The 16395-nt window shown below is 60.6% G+C and carries 11 protein-coding genes; 5 read left to right on the top strand and 6 right to left on the bottom strand.

Going from position 1 to position 16395, the window contains the following annotated elements; genetic code table 11:
• Positions 1-18 precede the first annotated feature (18 nt).
• From Q1A53_RS15415 to Q1A53_RS15400, 4 genes are read left to right on the top strand one after another with little or no spacing between them, the layout of a single operon-like run.
• On the top strand, positions 19-1170 hold the full coding sequence (locus Q1A53_RS15415; RefSeq protein ID WP_299968478.1) for an ABC transporter substrate-binding protein: 1152 nt from the start codon (positions 19-21) through the stop codon (positions 1168-1170).
• A gap of 42 nt (positions 1171-1212) precedes the next feature.
• Complete coding sequence (locus Q1A53_RS15410) at positions 1213-1917, top strand: ABC transporter ATP-binding protein (RefSeq protein WP_299968476.1); 705 nt, start codon at positions 1213-1215, stop codon at positions 1915-1917.
• A 1-nt stretch (position 1918) separates the two neighbouring features.
• A complete protein-coding gene (locus Q1A53_RS15405) occupies positions 1919-2815 on the top strand; it encodes a branched-chain amino acid ABC transporter permease (protein ID WP_299968474.1) in 897 nt (298 codons plus the stop codon).
• Positions 2812-3837, top strand: coding sequence for a branched-chain amino acid ABC transporter permease (locus tag Q1A53_RS15400; RefSeq protein WP_299968472.1), 1026 nt, complete (start codon positions 2812-2814; stop codon positions 3835-3837). The genes Q1A53_RS15405 and Q1A53_RS15400 overlap by 4 nt, the downstream gene beginning before the upstream one ends.
• 174 nt (positions 3838-4011) lie before the next feature.
• On the opposite strand, the gene Q1A53_RS15395 is transcribed toward Q1A53_RS15400, so the two are convergent.
• A complete protein-coding gene (locus Q1A53_RS15395) occupies positions 4012-4611 on the bottom strand; it encodes a sulfotransferase (RefSeq protein ID WP_299968470.1) in 600 nt (199 codons plus the stop codon).
• Positions 4612-4621: 10 nt separating this feature from the next.
• Positions 4622-5626: a glycosyltransferase family 61 protein gene (locus Q1A53_RS15390; protein WP_299968468.1), complete on the bottom strand. Its 1005-nt coding sequence runs from the start codon at positions 5624-5626 to the stop codon at positions 4622-4624.
• 593 nt (positions 5627-6219) lie between these two features.
• On the opposite strand from Q1A53_RS15390, the gene Q1A53_RS15385 reads away from it, so the two are divergent.
• On the top strand, positions 6220-10659 hold the full coding sequence (locus tag Q1A53_RS15385; RefSeq protein WP_299968466.1) for a PA14 domain-containing protein: 4440 nt from the start codon (positions 6220-6222) through the stop codon (positions 10657-10659).
• Between the two features lie 166 nt (positions 10660-10825).
• Here Q1A53_RS15385 and Q1A53_RS15380 read toward each other — a convergent pair whose 3' ends face one another.
• From Q1A53_RS15380 to Q1A53_RS15365, 4 genes are read right to left on the bottom strand one after another with little or no spacing between them, the layout of a single operon-like run.
• Positions 10826-13384 carry an AMP-binding protein gene (locus Q1A53_RS15380; protein WP_299968464.1) on the bottom strand — a complete coding sequence of 853 codons (2559 nt, stop codon included), beginning with the start codon at positions 13382-13384 and terminating at the stop codon, positions 10826-10828.
• A complete protein-coding gene (locus tag Q1A53_RS15375) occupies positions 13374-14129 on the bottom strand; it encodes an aspartate/glutamate racemase family protein (RefSeq protein WP_299968462.1) in 756 nt (251 codons plus the stop codon). Before Q1A53_RS15375 ends, Q1A53_RS15380 begins: the two co-directional genes overlap by 11 nt.
• Before the next feature lie 2 nt (positions 14130-14131).
• Positions 14132-14926, bottom strand: coding sequence for a GNAT family N-acetyltransferase (locus Q1A53_RS15370; protein ID WP_299968460.1), 795 nt, complete (start codon positions 14924-14926; stop codon positions 14132-14134).
• Between the two features lie 5 nt (positions 14927-14931).
• Positions 14932-15711, bottom strand: coding sequence for a hypothetical protein (locus Q1A53_RS15365; RefSeq protein ID WP_299968458.1), 780 nt, complete (start codon positions 15709-15711; stop codon positions 14932-14934).
• Positions 15712-16395 lie beyond the last annotated feature (684 nt).

Here is a 16395-nt window from a genome sequence, read left to right as displayed (position 1 = left end):
ACCAACAAGGAGACGACCATGAAAAAATCCATCCTCGCGGCGCTGGCCTGCACCGCCCTGACACCCGCCGCCTTTGCACAGGAGACCATCAAGATCGGTCTGGGCGTGCCCATGACTGGCGACTACGCGCCCTATGCCGAATGGCAGGGCGCGCGCTGCATGGCCGAGATGATCAACGCCGACGGCGGTGTGGACGGCAAGATGATCGAGGTGCTGGTGCAGGACGCCGGGGCCGACACGCAGACCGCGATCTCATTGGCGCAGAAGTTTCTGGACGAGGGCGCGGTCATGCTGGGCACGATCCCGTTCTCAGACACGATGATCCCGGTGGCTCAGGTCGCGCAGAGCTATGGCGTGTCGATCTTCCAACCCCAGTCCACACAGGTTGAAATGCACGCGGGCATCGTCGACAACTTCTTTACCGGCGTCTCGCCGGACCCGTTCACCGCCACGGCGGCCGCCAACTATGCCTTGGAAAACGGTGTCCAGAATGTGGTCCTGATGACCTCGGACGAGGGCGGCAGCTGGTCGGCCAAGACGCCCCTGTGGTTCGGAGAGGCGATCGAGGCAGCCGGCGGCACGGTGCTTGAGACATTGAATTTCAGCTTTGGCACCTCTGACTGGTCACCGCAGATCGCCGAGATGCGGGCGCTCGGCGAAGAGATCGACGCGGTTTATATTTCCTCCATCATGCCCGATGTGGGCGTGCTGGTCCGCCAGTTGCGCAGCGCTGGCATCGACGCCTGGGTCGTGGGATCGGACGGATTTGACGATCCGTCGCTGGATGCGATCGGCACGGATGATCCATCGCTGCTGGACAAGGTCTTTTTTGCGACCCTTGCCCCCAGTCACGCCGACAGTGCGGTGGTGAGCTTCATCAACGACTGCAAGGAACTGGGTGTGGATGTGCCGGGCCTCTTTCCCGCGACCGGTGCCGACACGGTGAAAGCCGTCGCCTGGGCCATTGAGCAGTCGGGCAGCACGGATCCCGCAACCATCGCCCAGACGATCCGCGAGGCTGACAGCATCCCGGTCCTGACGGTTGACAGCATTTCGTTCAAGGAGACCAAGACCTACGCCCAGCGCACGATCCCCGTCATTGGCTACAAGGACGGCGAGCGGGTGCTCGTCTCGAACGAAATTCCAGAAAATGTCCCTACGGACTGGTAACTCAGCCGGGGCGCGGCCAGCCTGTCGCGCCCTGTTGACCTCATGCTGAGCATCGAAAACCTCCGTGTTTTTCACGGGCCCATCGAGGCCGTCCACGGCATCTCTCTGCGTGTGGGCGCAGGGCAATGCGTGGCGCTTCTTGGACCAAACGGGGCCGGGAAGACCTCCACGATCTCGGCGATCTGCGGCATTGCACGGGCCAGTGGCACCATCGCGCTGGAGGGCACCGATCTGACGCGGGTGACGGTTGAGGACCGTATCGGGCGCGGCATTGCCGTCTCGCCCGAAGGGCGGCGGATCTTCAGCAATCTCAGCGTCGAGGCAAATCTGCGGCTCGGGGGTGGGATCCGGGCCGACCGCGAAAACGTGCAGGCCGATATTGAGCGGTGGTTCGATACCTTCCCTATTTTGGGCGAGCGCCGGGACCAGCCCGGCGGCACCCTGTCAGGCGGAGAGCAACAGATGCTCGCCATTGCGCGCGCCCTGATGTCGAAGCCGAAGATCCTGCTGCTGGACGAACCTAGCCTTGGGCTGGCACCGCGGATCGTCGCACAGGTGTTTCAGATGATCGCGCAGCTGCGCGCCGACGGCATGACGATCCTGCTGGTGGAGCAGAACGCACGTCAGGCGCTGCAGATTTCGGACTATGCGTATCTGCTGAACAGCGGCCGCATTCAGGCCGAGGGCACTGCCGAGGAGCTGGGCGAAAGTACCGATATGATGGCAAAACTGACGGGGCTGGGCTGAGATGGACTATGCAGCGCAGCAGATCATCAATGCCCTGTCCTTTGGCGCCGAATACGCGCTGCTGGCGCTTGGCCTTGCGATCGTCTTCTCGGTCATGGGGCTGGTCAACTTCGCCCATGGCGAGGTGATCGCGGTAGGCGGCTATACGATGGTCGCCTTTGCCGCGCTGGTCACGGCCAATCCGCTGATCATCATCGTCGGCGCCGTGGCGGCAACCGCTCTGACGTCGGTCGCGCTGGAACGGGTCGCCTTCCGGCCTGTGCGCTACGCCGACCCCACAACCGGCCTGCTGACCGCCTTTGGCGTCTCCATCGTGTTGCAAAACCTCTTTTTGCTGTTCATCTCACCGCGCCCCATTGCGGTGACGTCGCTCTATTTCCTGGACACGCCGGTGATGCTTTTCGGTGTACAGATTTCGTCCTTGCAGATCTTCGAATCCGTGACGACCGTGGTAGTGATCATGGCACTCGTGCTCTTTTTGCAAAGAACCACGCTGGGGCTGGCCATGCGGGCAGCGTCGCGCGACTTCGAGATGGTGCGCCTGACCGGCATCCGCGCCAACCGGGTCTTTGCACTGGCCTTTCTGATCTCCGGGCTTCTGGCGGGGTTGGCCTGCATCTTCATCATGGCGCGCCGCGGATCGGTGGACCCGCATTTCGGGTTCAACCCGGTGCTCAAGGCCTTTGTCGCCTGTGTCGTCGGCGGCTTTGGCAGCCTGCCGGGCGCGGTGCTGGGCGGCTTTCTTCTGGGCGCGGTCGAAGTGGCCATGCTGGTGCTGTTGCCGCAGGAATACGGCGGGCTCAAGGATGCGTTCGTCTTTGGCATCATCGCGCTGGTGCTGGTCTGGCGACCCGACGGCATCCTGAGCCCCGCCAAGGAGAAGGGGGACAAGCTGTGACCCTGACCCGAAGCCAGAAGCGCGGGATCGTGGGGGCCTGCATGCTGGCCGCGATCCTGATCGCCATCGGCGTGCTGGCCACATTCCTGGCCTCGAACTATCAGCTCCGCCTTGTGTACAGCACCTTCGTCAACCTGATCGTGGTGCTGGGCCTGCAGGTTTTCATGGGGAATTCGCGGCTCACGAACCTCAGCCACAGCGCCTTTATGGGGATCGGCGCCTATGCGGCGGCCATCTGCGTGACGCCGGTGGCGATGAAGCAGATCGCCCTTCCCGACGCGCCCTGGGGTCTCAATGCCTTTGCGCTGGACCCGGTGACATCGGCGCTGGTCGCACTGGTGATCACCGGGGTCATCGCCTGTCTGGTGGGCATCTTCATCGTGCGCATGACCGGCACGGGGGCCACCATCGCAACCCTCGCCATCCTCGTGATCGTGCATGCGATCTTTCTCTACCGGACCGACATCTTCAAAGGCAATCAGGCGTTCTTTGGCATCCCCCAGGTCTTTTCCCTGACCTCCATCGTGGTGCTGGCTGTCGTTCTGGTCTTTGTTGTGCGCGGCTTTCGCGAGAGCGCCTGGGGCGTGATGCTGCGCGCCTCTGCCGACGATGAAACCGGCGCTGCGGCGATGGGCGTGCATGTCGTCCGCCTGAGGCTGATCGCATGGGTGCTGTCGGCGCTGATCCTTGCCTGCGCGGGTATTGCCTATGCCTATTTCCTCGGGACGATCTCGGCGCGGCCGTTCTATTTCAACCACGTCTTTCTGACCCTCGCGATGCTGATCTTTGGCGGTATGCGCACGGTGACGGGGGCCGTGCTGGGGACCTTCGCCATCTCCTTCGGGCTGGAGGTCGTGCGCTGGCTTGAGACGGGACCCGTGGTGATCGGCATCGACCTGCCGGAGGTGCTGGGCCTCTCTGGCGTCATGCTGGGGCTGGTGATTGTGTTGACGATGGCGCTGCGCCCGGTGGGCGTCATGGGTGATCGCGAGATTGAAGAGCTTTTCCTGAAAAAGCGGTAGGGTTCCGTCCGGGCTGCTGGGGGGTCTGTTCCCACGTATGCAGACGGAGGAGAGCCGTGGCGGCGAGAGCGGGCCTGATCCGCCGGGGTCAAACCGCTGTCTGTGGTCAGGAATTGCGATGCGACGGGCCGTTACACCACGCCATGCGGCGGGGGGGTTGGGTGCGAAGCCCCCTCAGCCCTTGCGAAAGAGCCGCCACCAGATCATTTTCAGCCGCTTGCGCGCGCGGGTGTTGGCCACAGGCACCCCCTGCCCCACGCGCGGCTCGCCGAGGAAATCGCAAACGGCCTCAAAGCTCACGCCGTCCTCAAGCCGCAGGTGCAGGTAGTCATCCGGGCGGTCGGCGAAGTATTCGGCGACCTCCGCGTTGTGCCGGTTGTAGCGGGCCAGCCATGTATCCTCGTGCCCCTTGGGATAGGGGCAGCCGTAGATCGTCTGGTGCAGCCCGTTGGGGTGTGCCGCGAAATCCTTGACCGCGCTGGCGATCCAGGCGTCCGGATCACGGGTCACGTGGATGAACTTCGATCCCGGGAAAGCGGCATCCAATTCGCGGTAGAGCAAGGGCCAGGGCGTATCCTTGGCCGCATCCACGCGCGCGGCGATTTCCAGCGCGCGGCTGGTCACCTCGGCCCAGTCGGCCCGGTCGTGCGGCGCGAAGTCGCGAAAATCGCGGTAGCTGGCGACATCATATCCCAGCTTGGTGAAAATCGTGCCCAGAGAGGTGGTGCCGGTTTTCTGGAACCCGATCCCGAAGACCTTGTGTTTTGCTGTCATCCCGTGTCCCTCATTCCAGTCCGGCCATCTCGAACGCGACCTGCAGCGATGTGATGTCGATCTCAAAGTTATCCAGCGAATGCGCCCGGTAGCGCCCCCCAAGGTCATAGGCGCCCTTGATCAGCTCTGGCGTCAGCCGCCCGCGCACACCGGTCCACTGCACCCCGACCTGATGCGCCATGACGCGGTAGACATCCGTCATATGCCCCGCATGCAACACCTCGATCAACTGGCGCAGGCGCCCACCCGCTTGTGTGTAGAGCAGAGGTGCGAGGCCGGCGCCGTGCACCGCGACCATGACCTCCGTTTGCCGGAACAGCTGGATCTGCTGTTCCGGGGTCAGGTCTTCGGGGTAGATCCTGACGAAACCCCGGGGCGCCAGCCAGGCCATGACCTCTGCCTCGTTGAGAGGCGCGCGGGTGTCACGCCGGGACAGGAACACCTTGCGCGGTGCGGCGTCATCGGCGGCGGCGTCAAGGCGCGCCATCACCTGCTGCACCGGGGCGGTATTCACCCAGGCATGCCGCAGGGGCCGGATGCCCGTCCAGGGGGTCGCGTCAAAGAGCACCCCTGTCCCGTCCACCGCCGCATCCGTGGTCAGGATCTCAAGGCCGAACATGGCGGCGGCCCCGCGGATGTAGCCCGGCGTCTGGTCGGGCAGCACCAACAGCACCTCTTGCGGATCTATGCCCAGCTGATCGCAAACCGAGAAGACAATGGGCAGATGGTTGTTGAGAAAATGCGCCCAGTTCGTTGGTGTGTTTCGGCGCAGATCAAAGACAGTCTCGTGCGGCGCAGCAATCGGTTTGGGTTTGCGCCATGATCGCAGCTGTCGTTTCGGGAGAGAGGGCGCAGGTAAGGGACCCCTGCCGTATCTCAGCGTACCGCCCGCTACCTCATGCGCCGGAAGCTGAACACGCTCACAATCCGGTATGATCCGGTCCACCAGAAACGATGCTGCGGTGACCAGCCATGCAGGCTCCGTTCGGTAGGGCGCGATAATCTGCTCTTGCATGGCGTTCAAATCAGTCAACCTGCCGTCTCTTTCGTCGATTTGATTAGAGCAAGCTGAGTCGGAATTGAATGCAAATCCTCTCAGAAGGCAGCCCAGCCCAACATTCGGGCACGAATGGAACAGTAGGCAAACAAGATCTAATACATTGTTAACACGTGTATTTCTGGCATAAAGGCACCGACGGAAACACCTATCTGAGCGGGAATTTGCCTCTTTATCGCTTCTGGTTCAGATGGCGTTTTGCTTTTGATTCAATTCCCGTATGTGCGTTTTATGACACAATTCAAGCGGCAGCATAGCCGCTGAAAAGCACACGAAATGAGGCCTTTAGCAGCGAAAACGATTCGACCAGGGTTGATGTAGTACACATCCGTCCGCCCACGAAATGGTCACTATTGCACCTCATTGCGGTGCCACTCCCCCCGTAGAACTCAAGCATCGGCCGAACGGTGACCTTGAGTTGTGTTTCCCCGCCAGACGCGGGTTTTCCTTGGTTCCTTAGGTCCTAGCGCCGTTGACGCTCTCAGTAAAGCTGAGGCCGACGCGGCTAACCCAATGCACGTCTAGTTGCAGAGTTATTAGGAGTATAAGACATGGCGACGAACCAGGAAAACCAGCCCGGACTCTTGGCGGAGTTCTTCATCCTTGATCGCGCCGACAGCGAGATCAAATCTCTTTCAGAGATCGATTTCACTGCGCCAGCTGCGCACACACAAGTCGTGGATGAGGTGAACTACTACGGAGAAGATGCCTTCTGGGATGGTGGCAAAGGCAACCTCTTCGCCGCGCGTTTTACAGCAGATATCACTGTTGAGACCGCCGGCACTTATACGTTCAGCCTCAATTCCGACCACGGCTCGCAGCTGTCGCTCGGCGGCAACCGGATCATCGACAACGACGGTGATACTGATGCCGTCAAACAGACGGTGACACTGGAGCTGGAAGCCGGGTCACACCCAATTGAGTTGCTGTACTACGAAATCCGCGGCGAGCAGACGCTGGATCTTGAGTGGTCGGGTCCTGATACCGGCTTTGAAATGGTCAACATAAATGGCAGCAACACTATGACACCAAGCACGGCAACTCCGCCACAAGACACGACACCGCAAGTGCAGCCTGAGCCCGGCCCAGCGCCGGTCAGCCAGCCCGAGCCAGAGCCCGCACCCGAAGCGGCGGCACAAGAGGTGGGCTTCCTTGCGGAGTTCTTCGTCCTCGATCGTGGCCGCAGCGACATCACATCGCTGTCCGAAATCGACTTTGATGCGCCCGCCGCACACAAGACAGTCGTGGACAAGGTCAACTACTACGGTGAGGAAGCGTTCTGGGACGGTGGCAAAGGCAATCTTTTCGCGGCCCGTTTCACATCGGAGATTACCGTTGAGAAAGCAGGCACCTATACATTCAGCCTCAATTCCGATCACGGTTCGCAGCTGACGCTCGACGGCAATCTTGTCATCGACAATGACGGTCTGCACGATGCGGTGAAACAGACCGTGACGCTGGAACTGGAGGCCGGGTCGCACCCCATTGAGTTGCTGTATTACGAAATCCGCGGCACGCAGACGCTGGATCTGGAATGGTCGGGTCCCGATACAGGCTTTGAGATGGTCAACATCGACGGCGATAGCGCGATCGTGCCGGGCAGTGGCGGTGCCGAGCCGAAACCGACGCCTGGCGATGAGGCCAAGCCAGGGTTTCTGGCTGAGTTCTTCAACATCCACGACGACGATCGTGACATCAAATCCCTGTCCGAGATCGACTTCTCAGCACCGAGCGTGCACGAAGAAGTCGTGAGCGACCTGAGCTACGAAGGGTATGATGCCTTCTACGATGGCGGGAAAGGCAACTTTTTTGCAGCCCGCTTCACAGCCGACATCAAAATCGAAAAGGCGGGTACCTATACCTTTAACCTGAATTCTGACGATGGCTCGCAGCTGAGCATCGGCGGCAAGGTGGTGATCGACAACGACGGCTTGCACGATGCCATCACCAAGACTGTGACGCTGAAGCTGGAAGCCGGGTCTTACCCGATTGAGGTTCTGTACTTCGAGGCGCGCGGATCGCAGACGCTGGATCTGGACTGGTCCGGGCCCGATACCGAGTTCGAGATGGTCAGCCTCGACAGCGTGGTTGTGCCGGAAACGAAACCCGATACAGACACCGACACAGATCCCGATACCAAACCGGACACCGACACAGATACGGATCCCGACACCAAACCTGATACCGACACAGATACCGACCCTGACACCAAACCTGATACCGATACCGATACTGATCCCGAGCCGACGCCTCCGCGTCTGCCCACATCGGACACAGGCGAAGGCCCAGTGCGGGTTGAGGCAGTGGAGTACAGCGCAGGTGAAACCGTTTCCGTCAGCGGCGGGCGCACCACGACGCTGGAGCTGAATACCGCCAAGCAGATCACGTCGGTGGAAATCGTCGAAGGGCCCGCTGCCGGCAATGCGACCGTCAATCCCGACAACTCCATCGCCGTGGTGATGACCGGTACGGACCACGAAGGTCCCCTGGCCGTGGAGTACAAGACAACCTATGCCGATGGCAGCACGTCCACCGGCACGATGAAGCTTGACGTGCAGGCGCCAACGCAGGAAGCGGGCTGGGGCATGGGTCAGCACTACATGCTGGAACGTGACAGCGACGGCGACGTTGTGGTGGAAACCGGCGACAACCATCGCAAGGTATATGTCTCGGAAGACGAAAAAGCGCTGACATTGTCGGACATCGCGGCCCGCGAAGGCGTTGCGGTTGGCGACATCGACGGCAAGTGGCTGATGGAGCATCCCGAGTATGGCGGCAGCGAAGATATGGCGCTGGCAACCGATGTGGGCATGACCCTGTGGTACGAGCTGACTGCCGACTACCAGGATCCCAACTCGCACTGGCTGCTGTTTGAAGCAGGCTATGAGTACACCGATCTGGGCAAGGTCACGGGTCGCGGTGCCATGGGTGAAAGCGAACTGCATCCGATCCACATCACCTCCTGGGGTGAGGGGCCTGCGCCCGTCCTCGACAACACCATTGCGATCTCGCAACGGCCGTCGGAGAACATTGTGATCTCAAACCTCGAAGTCCATGGCGGGATGGGTGTGAAGGACAGCAAAAACGTTCTGATCACTGACACCGATCTGGTATCGGACGGTCTTGGTATCCGGAGCAGTGAGTTTGTGACGCTGCACGATTCCTCGATCAGCTACGCCACGATCGACTTTAACGACGGTAGTGGTGTCACCCAGGGTCTGCTGGGCGTGGATTCAACCGGCCTCCTGCTGGAAGGCAACGTGTTCCACCACAACGGCTGGGAAGACGGCTATAACATGGACGGGACCGGCGGTGCGCCTGACCAGTTCAGCCACAACGTCTATCTGCAGTGGGACACCCGTGATGTGACCTTCCGCGACAACATCTCGTCGGAATCGTCTTCCGTCGGCGCGCAGCTGCGTGGCGGTGCCTTTGCCGAGGACAACCTCTTCCTCGACAACAACGTCGCGGTGAACTTTCTGGGCGGCAACTACAAGAGCTTTGGCCACGTGGGTAACTTCACGTATTTCGCGGACAACGTGATTACGTCGGGTGCCTTTAAGGAAGCGCAGAGCATCGGCGGCCAGGGCTGGGGCACCACCAACGGTGGCTACGAAAGCACCATGCTGGACAACATCGTGGCACATCTGGGCGATCCGGATGATCCGAACGGTCTGGACGGCAAGGAAGTGACCCGCTTTGCGACGTCGCAGAAGGAGAACGCCTCCTACTTCTATGAAGATACAAAGGTTCTGAACTGGCTCGCATCCGATCCCAAGCGCTGGAAAGAAGATGCCATGGATCGCAATCTGGACGATGTGGATTTCGATCAGGCGATGCAGACCACCATCCAGCGGTACGCCGCTGAGCTGACCGGTGGGCAAACCGCCACGATTGAAGGTCTGATGGACTACATCCTGAGTCTGTCCAACACCGAGTACGATGACGTGGTTACGGCCAGCGATATCGTCAACTACTTCCAGTCCGGTTTCGGTCAGGATCTGGACAACGGGTCCGCGGTGGAAGAGCACCGTTTCATCCCCAATGACCTTGCCGGTGGCGTGCGTTGGGACAACCGCATCAACTGGGACAGTGAAGAGCTGCCCACCGATGGCGACACGGTTGATCTTGGCAGCAACTGGGTTCAGTACGGCTCGCTGACATCGCGGATCGAAGATCTGGATCTGGGTGACGGTGGCAAACTGGCGGTGACCTCCGGTCTGCTGGAAGTCAAAGGCACCCTGTCCACCAGCGGTGGCGATGGCCATGTCTCCATCGACGGCGCCGGTCAGTTCTGGACCAACGGTTTCGGCGACGCCGGACGTCTGGAGGTCAACATCGAAGGTGGGCGTTTTGCCAACACCGGTGTGGTGGACGGTGACGTCACCATTCAGGTGGGCGACAACGGTCAGGCCATTCTTGCCACGGACGATGCGTCGATGATCCTGTCGAACGGCAGCGAGCTGCGCATCGTGGGCTCTGACGCCCGGGTCGGGTTTGACGGTGACAGCGATGGCCGCGCCATTATGCAGATGGCCGACAATGCCACGCTGAGCTTTGTGGCCGATGAAGATGGCTTCTCGACACTGGGCGAATTCCGCTCCGGTTACTGGGACCAGTCCGGCAGCCCGGTTCAGTCCGGCATCTCGCTGGACGGGACGCTGAACATCGACCTGTCCGACTACACCGGTGGTGTTGGCACGCATGAGCTGATCAATGTGGATGCCCTGCAGGGTATGTTCGATGAAATCGTCTTCGTTGGTCTGGACGATGCCTACAAGGCCCGCACCGTGATCGACTTCGAGACGGACACGCTGATGCTGGAAATCACCAACGGGAACGGTGATACCGCAAATGACATCATCGGCAAGCCCGGTCAGCGGGGCGATGAGCCATGGTCGATGTGGGATGCGCTGCGCGCCGGAGAAGGTGACTTCAACAGCACCTCCCCTCTGGTCCTCGAAGAGCCGGAACTCAACTTCCTGTTCTGATCGAAAACAATCTGGTCCATGGCGCGGCGTCTCTCGGGGCGCCGCGCTTTTTTTGTGTTTGAGACTGCGAGACCTCAGGTGCGTTCGTTCCCGACAGATCCCCCGACACATCCGAGCGGTACGTTCAAGTATCGCTCACACAGTGATCAAATCGCGGCCTGCCGGATCAGTGGCCCTGCGCCGATAAATCCTCCAGGCTGCCATCGACGGCATTGGCCAGGACGGGCAGTGTTTGTGGAGAGAAAATCGCGCCGTGACGACCGGGCAGGTCTTTGACCACAAGGCCGTTCCTGGCCATCTCGCGGATCCCGTCGAGCCGCACGTGCCGCCATTCGGTTGAGACAAACAGCACGATCGGCCCCTCGAAAGAGGTCGGCTGATAGGACATGAAGAATTCCATGTACCGTCGGTAGAGGCGGCCGTCATTCTGGGATTTCTCCAGCTGGGCGGCGCGTTGTTCGACGGAGATTTCTTTTGGCTTCTGGTCCGGCGGCTTGCCAAGGAACCTGTTTCTGAACTTCTGGAAAAAATAGGACGGGCCCATGTCGATGGCGCGGGAGATCAGCATCCTGAAATTGAACTTGTGGTCCAGAAAGAAGGTATCGATCAACAACAGGCTGCACGATCCCTGATTGCGTGCCTGCAGAATGCGCCCGATTTCAACCGCCAGACACCCGTCCTGACAAAAGGCCATGAGCCGCCATGGGCCGGTCGGATGCGCCTCCAGCACCGCATCGGCAAACCGCTGAGCGATGTCCTGCAATGTCAGCCTGTCGATCCGGTCGACCACCTCGTTGGTCAGGCCGAAGAGGTTGAGGTTATAGACGGTCCCCTGCGCCTGCAGTTGCCGCGAGAGCCGGACATAGGCGCCGATGGCGTTGATGGTGAAGAGCGGCGGCGCACCCTCGGCACCCGCCCGCAGCAGCCGCAGGGGCGAGACTTTCTCGGAGCGCCCGCTGGCGATGGTCTCGGCCACCTCGCCGAAATTGGCGGTGTTGAAGATCAGCGTGCTGGTCAGTTCGAGGTCCAACCGCTCGCTGATCAGCAGGGCGAACTGAACCGCGAGCAGGGAGTTGCCGCCAAGCACAAAGAAGTTGTCCCGCGCCGTCACACCGGATGTCTTCAGGGTTTCCTCTGCGACCTCAAGCACCAGTGGGAGCAGCACATTGGCCTGATCGGAGAGGGGCACATCCCCTGCATTTGCATCGGCTGGGGCGGGATGCGTCGTCAGAAGGTCGTGTGCCTCCTGCTTCAGCGCCATCGCATCCAGCTTGCCATTGGCGGTCAGCGGAAAGCTCTCCCGACCCAGCAAGAGCCGTGGCACCGCCGCCGTTGGCAAACGGGCGGCCAGCGTTGTCCTGAGCGCGTCGGGATCAAACCCCGCGATGTCCTGCGTCACACAATGACCCACGAGCACCGGATCCTCGCCCGGTGACATCTCCACAATGCTAACCCAGGTTTCCGTGACCCCGTCCAGCCCGCACAGGACCTCCCGGACTTCTGGAATGTTGACGCGAACCCCGAGGATGTTGACCTCGTTCAGGTTGGCGCGGCCCAGAACCTCAAAGCGGCCGTCCTCCAGCCGCCGGCCCAGATCACCCGTGCGGTACCATGAGACACCCTGCGCCTGCACAAAGGTCTCATCCGTCAGCTCGGGTTTGCGCCAGTAGCCCTGCGCCACGGCCAGACCACCGATCCAGATTTCCCCGGTCTGCCCTGTCGGGACATCGGCACCCGTCGCATCGACAAACCGTAGCCGGGTGAAATCCTGCGGCGTACAGACCGTCGAGGTGAGCGGATCCGCATCCCGGTCGTAGACGTGATAGGCGATGCCCGGCGCTTCGGTGGCGCCGTAAAACCCTATGATGGTTGCCGGTATGAGATCGTGAACCTTTTTTTGCACGGCGTCCGACATCGTCTCGCCGCTGGCATAGATCGCGCGCAGGCCCTGCAGCTTTTCCGCGGTCACCGGGGTCAGGAACACATCCAGAAGGCTGGGCGTGATCCGGAAGGTGGTGATTTTCTCACGGGCGACAAGATCGGCAAAGGCACGGGGATCGGACCGCGCCGCAGGGCTCGCGATAACCGCGGGAATGTGCTTGAGAAACGGAAAGAAAACCTCGTCCAGCATCCCGATGAAGCTCGACGGGGTCCAGATCAGATCGACATCCTCGGGGGCTGTGGGGTTGGACGAGATGATATGTTTCAGGCGCCCCACATAGGCATCATGGGTGATTTCCACACCTTTCGGACCACCGCTGGAACCGGAGGTATAGACGATGAAGGCCAGCCCCGGGTGAGCTCCGATGTGGCTGCTGCGAGTCTTGATCTCCGGAGAGAGCCCGTCCTCGGACAACTCGATATAGAGCCTTGGATCGACATCGGAGAAGATGGCGCGTCGCCGCTCGACCGGCAGTTTCGGATCCACCGGCACCGCCGCACCGCCCGCAAGCAGGATACCGCAGAGCGCGGCCACCATCTCAAAGGAATGCTCCATCTCCAGCACAACGGGTTCGCCCGCGCCAATGCCGAGCGCGGCGAGCCGCTCGGCCACGCGGTCCGCATCCGCAAGAACGGCGCCACAGGTCTTTTCCGCACCGGCATACCGTAGTGCGACCTGATCAGGAGAGACTGACAGCGCCGCGCGTACCAGCGCTCCAAGTGTTTCGTGGCCCACCTCGGAGGGAAAGGCTTCGGGGATCCGTTCCTGCACGCTATGAGCCACGGAACGCCTCCAACGCAGAACCGTCGTACCCTTGCATCAGTTTCTTTCGCGGCGTGGGATAGACCGCCTTGGAATGACTGATCCCGCTTTGCACAAGCAGCTTGGCCAGCCGGATCGTCACCGGGATCGGGTCGATGACCGGAACATCCCATCCCGCGCGTTGCAGATCTGTCTGCAGGTTGTGTGCCACACCGAGCATGCCGGTACAGCCCAGAATGATCGTATCCGCACCGTCCTGCGTCAGCGCCAGCAGGGCTTGTTCCAGCAGGTTGGATTTCAGCAGATCCGATTGGGCATGCAGATCCCGCACTGGGATCTCCACCGAGCGGGTCGAGGCATATTTGTCCCACGCCCCATAGAGCCGCGCGTGGGTCTCGAAAAGGACGCGCATGTTGGCCAGTACCGACAAAACACTGAACCGATGCCCGAGCATGCAGGCGAGGTTCATCGACGCCTCGCCCGGCCCCAGCACGGGGATGGAGACGCTTTCGCGCCCTGCCCGCAACCCGGGATCATCCATACAGTCAATGACCACAGCATCGACCCCCGCAGCTTCGGCCTCGATGATCTTTGCGACCGTCCCGGCGGAGGCCAACATCTCGTCAAACCCGGATTCGATAGAGGCCGGCCCCCTGTCGATCTCAACGAAATCAACGGTATCCTCAGTCGCAAGAATACCCTCGAAATCCTCCGCCTTCGTCAGACCTGTGGGAATGACCGGTGTTACCACCCGGATATGTGCCATGGTCAGGGCCTCCAGCGATGAAGCTGCAGTGTTCCAATACGTTCAAACCCGAGGTCTTCGAGGGCCGCGCGCGAGCCGTCCGAATAGGCGTGGACAAACATCTGCGTCCTGCCCTGCGCCGCCGCTGCCGCCAGACGGTGGGTGACGAGCGCCCGGTAGATGCCCCTGCCCCGGTGGCTCTCGAGCACACTGGACACACGCAGCAGCACGGAGCGTTCATCCGCCATATAGGACAGGTAGCCAACGCCAACGGGGTCGTCATCATCATCGGCAAAAGCCGCGAAGACCTCCGATGTCTGCACCGGTGATGGCGTCAGATAGGCATGGTGAAAGATGATGCCGACCTCTGCCGGGACATCAAAACCACGCGCCATGACCCGTGCCACGCGCAAATCCTCGGGGTCGTCGATCCTGGAAATACGGATGCCAGCCGGGACCGGCGCCTCCACATCCCGGGGGATCGCACAAACCATCGCAGCGACGTCAAGCGAGGGTTCAATGAAGCCCTTTCCCTGCAACAGCGGGATAAGATGCGCGCATTTCGGGCCTGTCATCCAATCGAAGCCGTGACCCTTTTCGCGAAATCGCTCCAGCGCGCTGTCGAGCGCCGCGGCGGCCAGATCGGTATTGGTCGTCGTCCACTGCATCAGGCTGAGCACCGGATGCGGATTGGGGGAGGTCCAGCCGCGCGCACCCTCAAGGCTGATCGCGTCGATCATCCCGGGCAACGACACCAGGGTAAAGTGACCGTCAAGCACATCGTCTGCGCAAAGCGCAGCTCTCTCTTTCACTGTCATGCCGATCACGCCTTGAGTTTGGGTCGGTGATGCGTATCCAGATAAAGCATGGGGCGCTGGCCGCGGGTCAGCGCTGTCAGTTCGGGCAACTCGCGCTCAAACACGCCCAGCTCGATCTGCCAGAAGAATTTGGGCTGCGGGCCGGGGTAGATGTCCAGAGTGGCTCCGTTGCAGTAGTAGGTGTGCATCAGGACCGGTACCTCGCACAGGAAGAATTCGGCGTACCGCTCGAAATCCCGTTCCGTTTCGATAGGTTTGACGGAGCTGATGTGATCGTAGAGGATGTCCCGGATCGCCGTCCGGTCGTGGAAGGCCTTGGTCAGTTCGGCGCGGTAGACGGCGGGCGTCTTCTCTTCGAGATCGCGCCATTTGACGATGCTGACCCGCGTGGATCTTTTACCATTCAGCGCCTTCTGCACCATGCGCGTGATGTCCGTGGACAGCCGCCCGATCTTGTCCTCCTCCTGCTGGGGAAGATCATCGCGGCGCAATTCCGCCATGCTGTTGTAGCGGTAAGGGTCATCGACCGGGCAGATGTATCCGTTCAGCCCCTGCGCCTCACACATGTCGATAAAGCGGTCGATGTAGCCGCGATTGAAGCTGCGGTTTTTGATACTGATGAAAATCCAGGCATCCCGGCCATCAAGCTCGAAATCGCCGGACCGGTTCGACAGCACGCCCCCCATCCCGGTCAGCGTGCATTCGGTCGCAGGCAAGAGCGTGGAGACTTTGGCACGATCAGCTTCGGTGTACATGGAGGAATTTACTAAACGAGCGCTATACATCGGGTATTCCTTATACTGGCAAATATAAATTACTGAAATGATTTAGAAAAAATTTAGTCATTAACGTTATACTTCCGGGTGTCTTTTTAAGTCAATCGTTATGATCTCCGAAGGTACCCGTTATGCGCGTCTATTCGCCGACAAAAACGCTCCGGGAAGAGGGAGCAGGGCCACGTTTTCGATCAAAAAGGAACTGGCTGACTTTCCCGCATAAATAGTACACTGAGCGACTATTATTTAAGCATTCAGGCCAAGATCCGAACTCCATCTTTCCCGGCATCGTCGGCGAGGTGACCGTCCCGGGCCGGTTTCAGCACCGTCCGATGATGACAGCCAGCTCCGGGGCAGCCTCGGATCTGGCCCGGTAAGCTATGTCGGCGTCTTTTCGGGGCGATAAACTGGCAAAACCAAACAGGCTTGGCGGCGTTTACCAAGTGGCATTAAGGCTAACATCCGGTTTTTCGAAGATTTACTGGATTTTGTTCACGCCTGCGGTGTATCTGGCCTTGAATTTCGGAGCTTGCATGGCCCCCGATCCCAATCCGACATGATACGAAGGACTTTCCTGATGCTTGGCAACCTGGCGCCGATCCCCGAACTTTATATCTCCTCTGATTCGGCTCAGAAGCTGAAGTTGGAGGCGGGGGATTTGACGAGTTGGGATCTGACCCCGCGGCAGATCTG

The organism is uncultured Roseobacter sp. (assembly GCF_947496515.1).
Lineage (GTDB): Bacteria > Pseudomonadota > Alphaproteobacteria > Rhodobacterales > Rhodobacteraceae > Roseobacter.
This window is presented reverse-complemented; position numbering and strand designations above follow the sequence as displayed.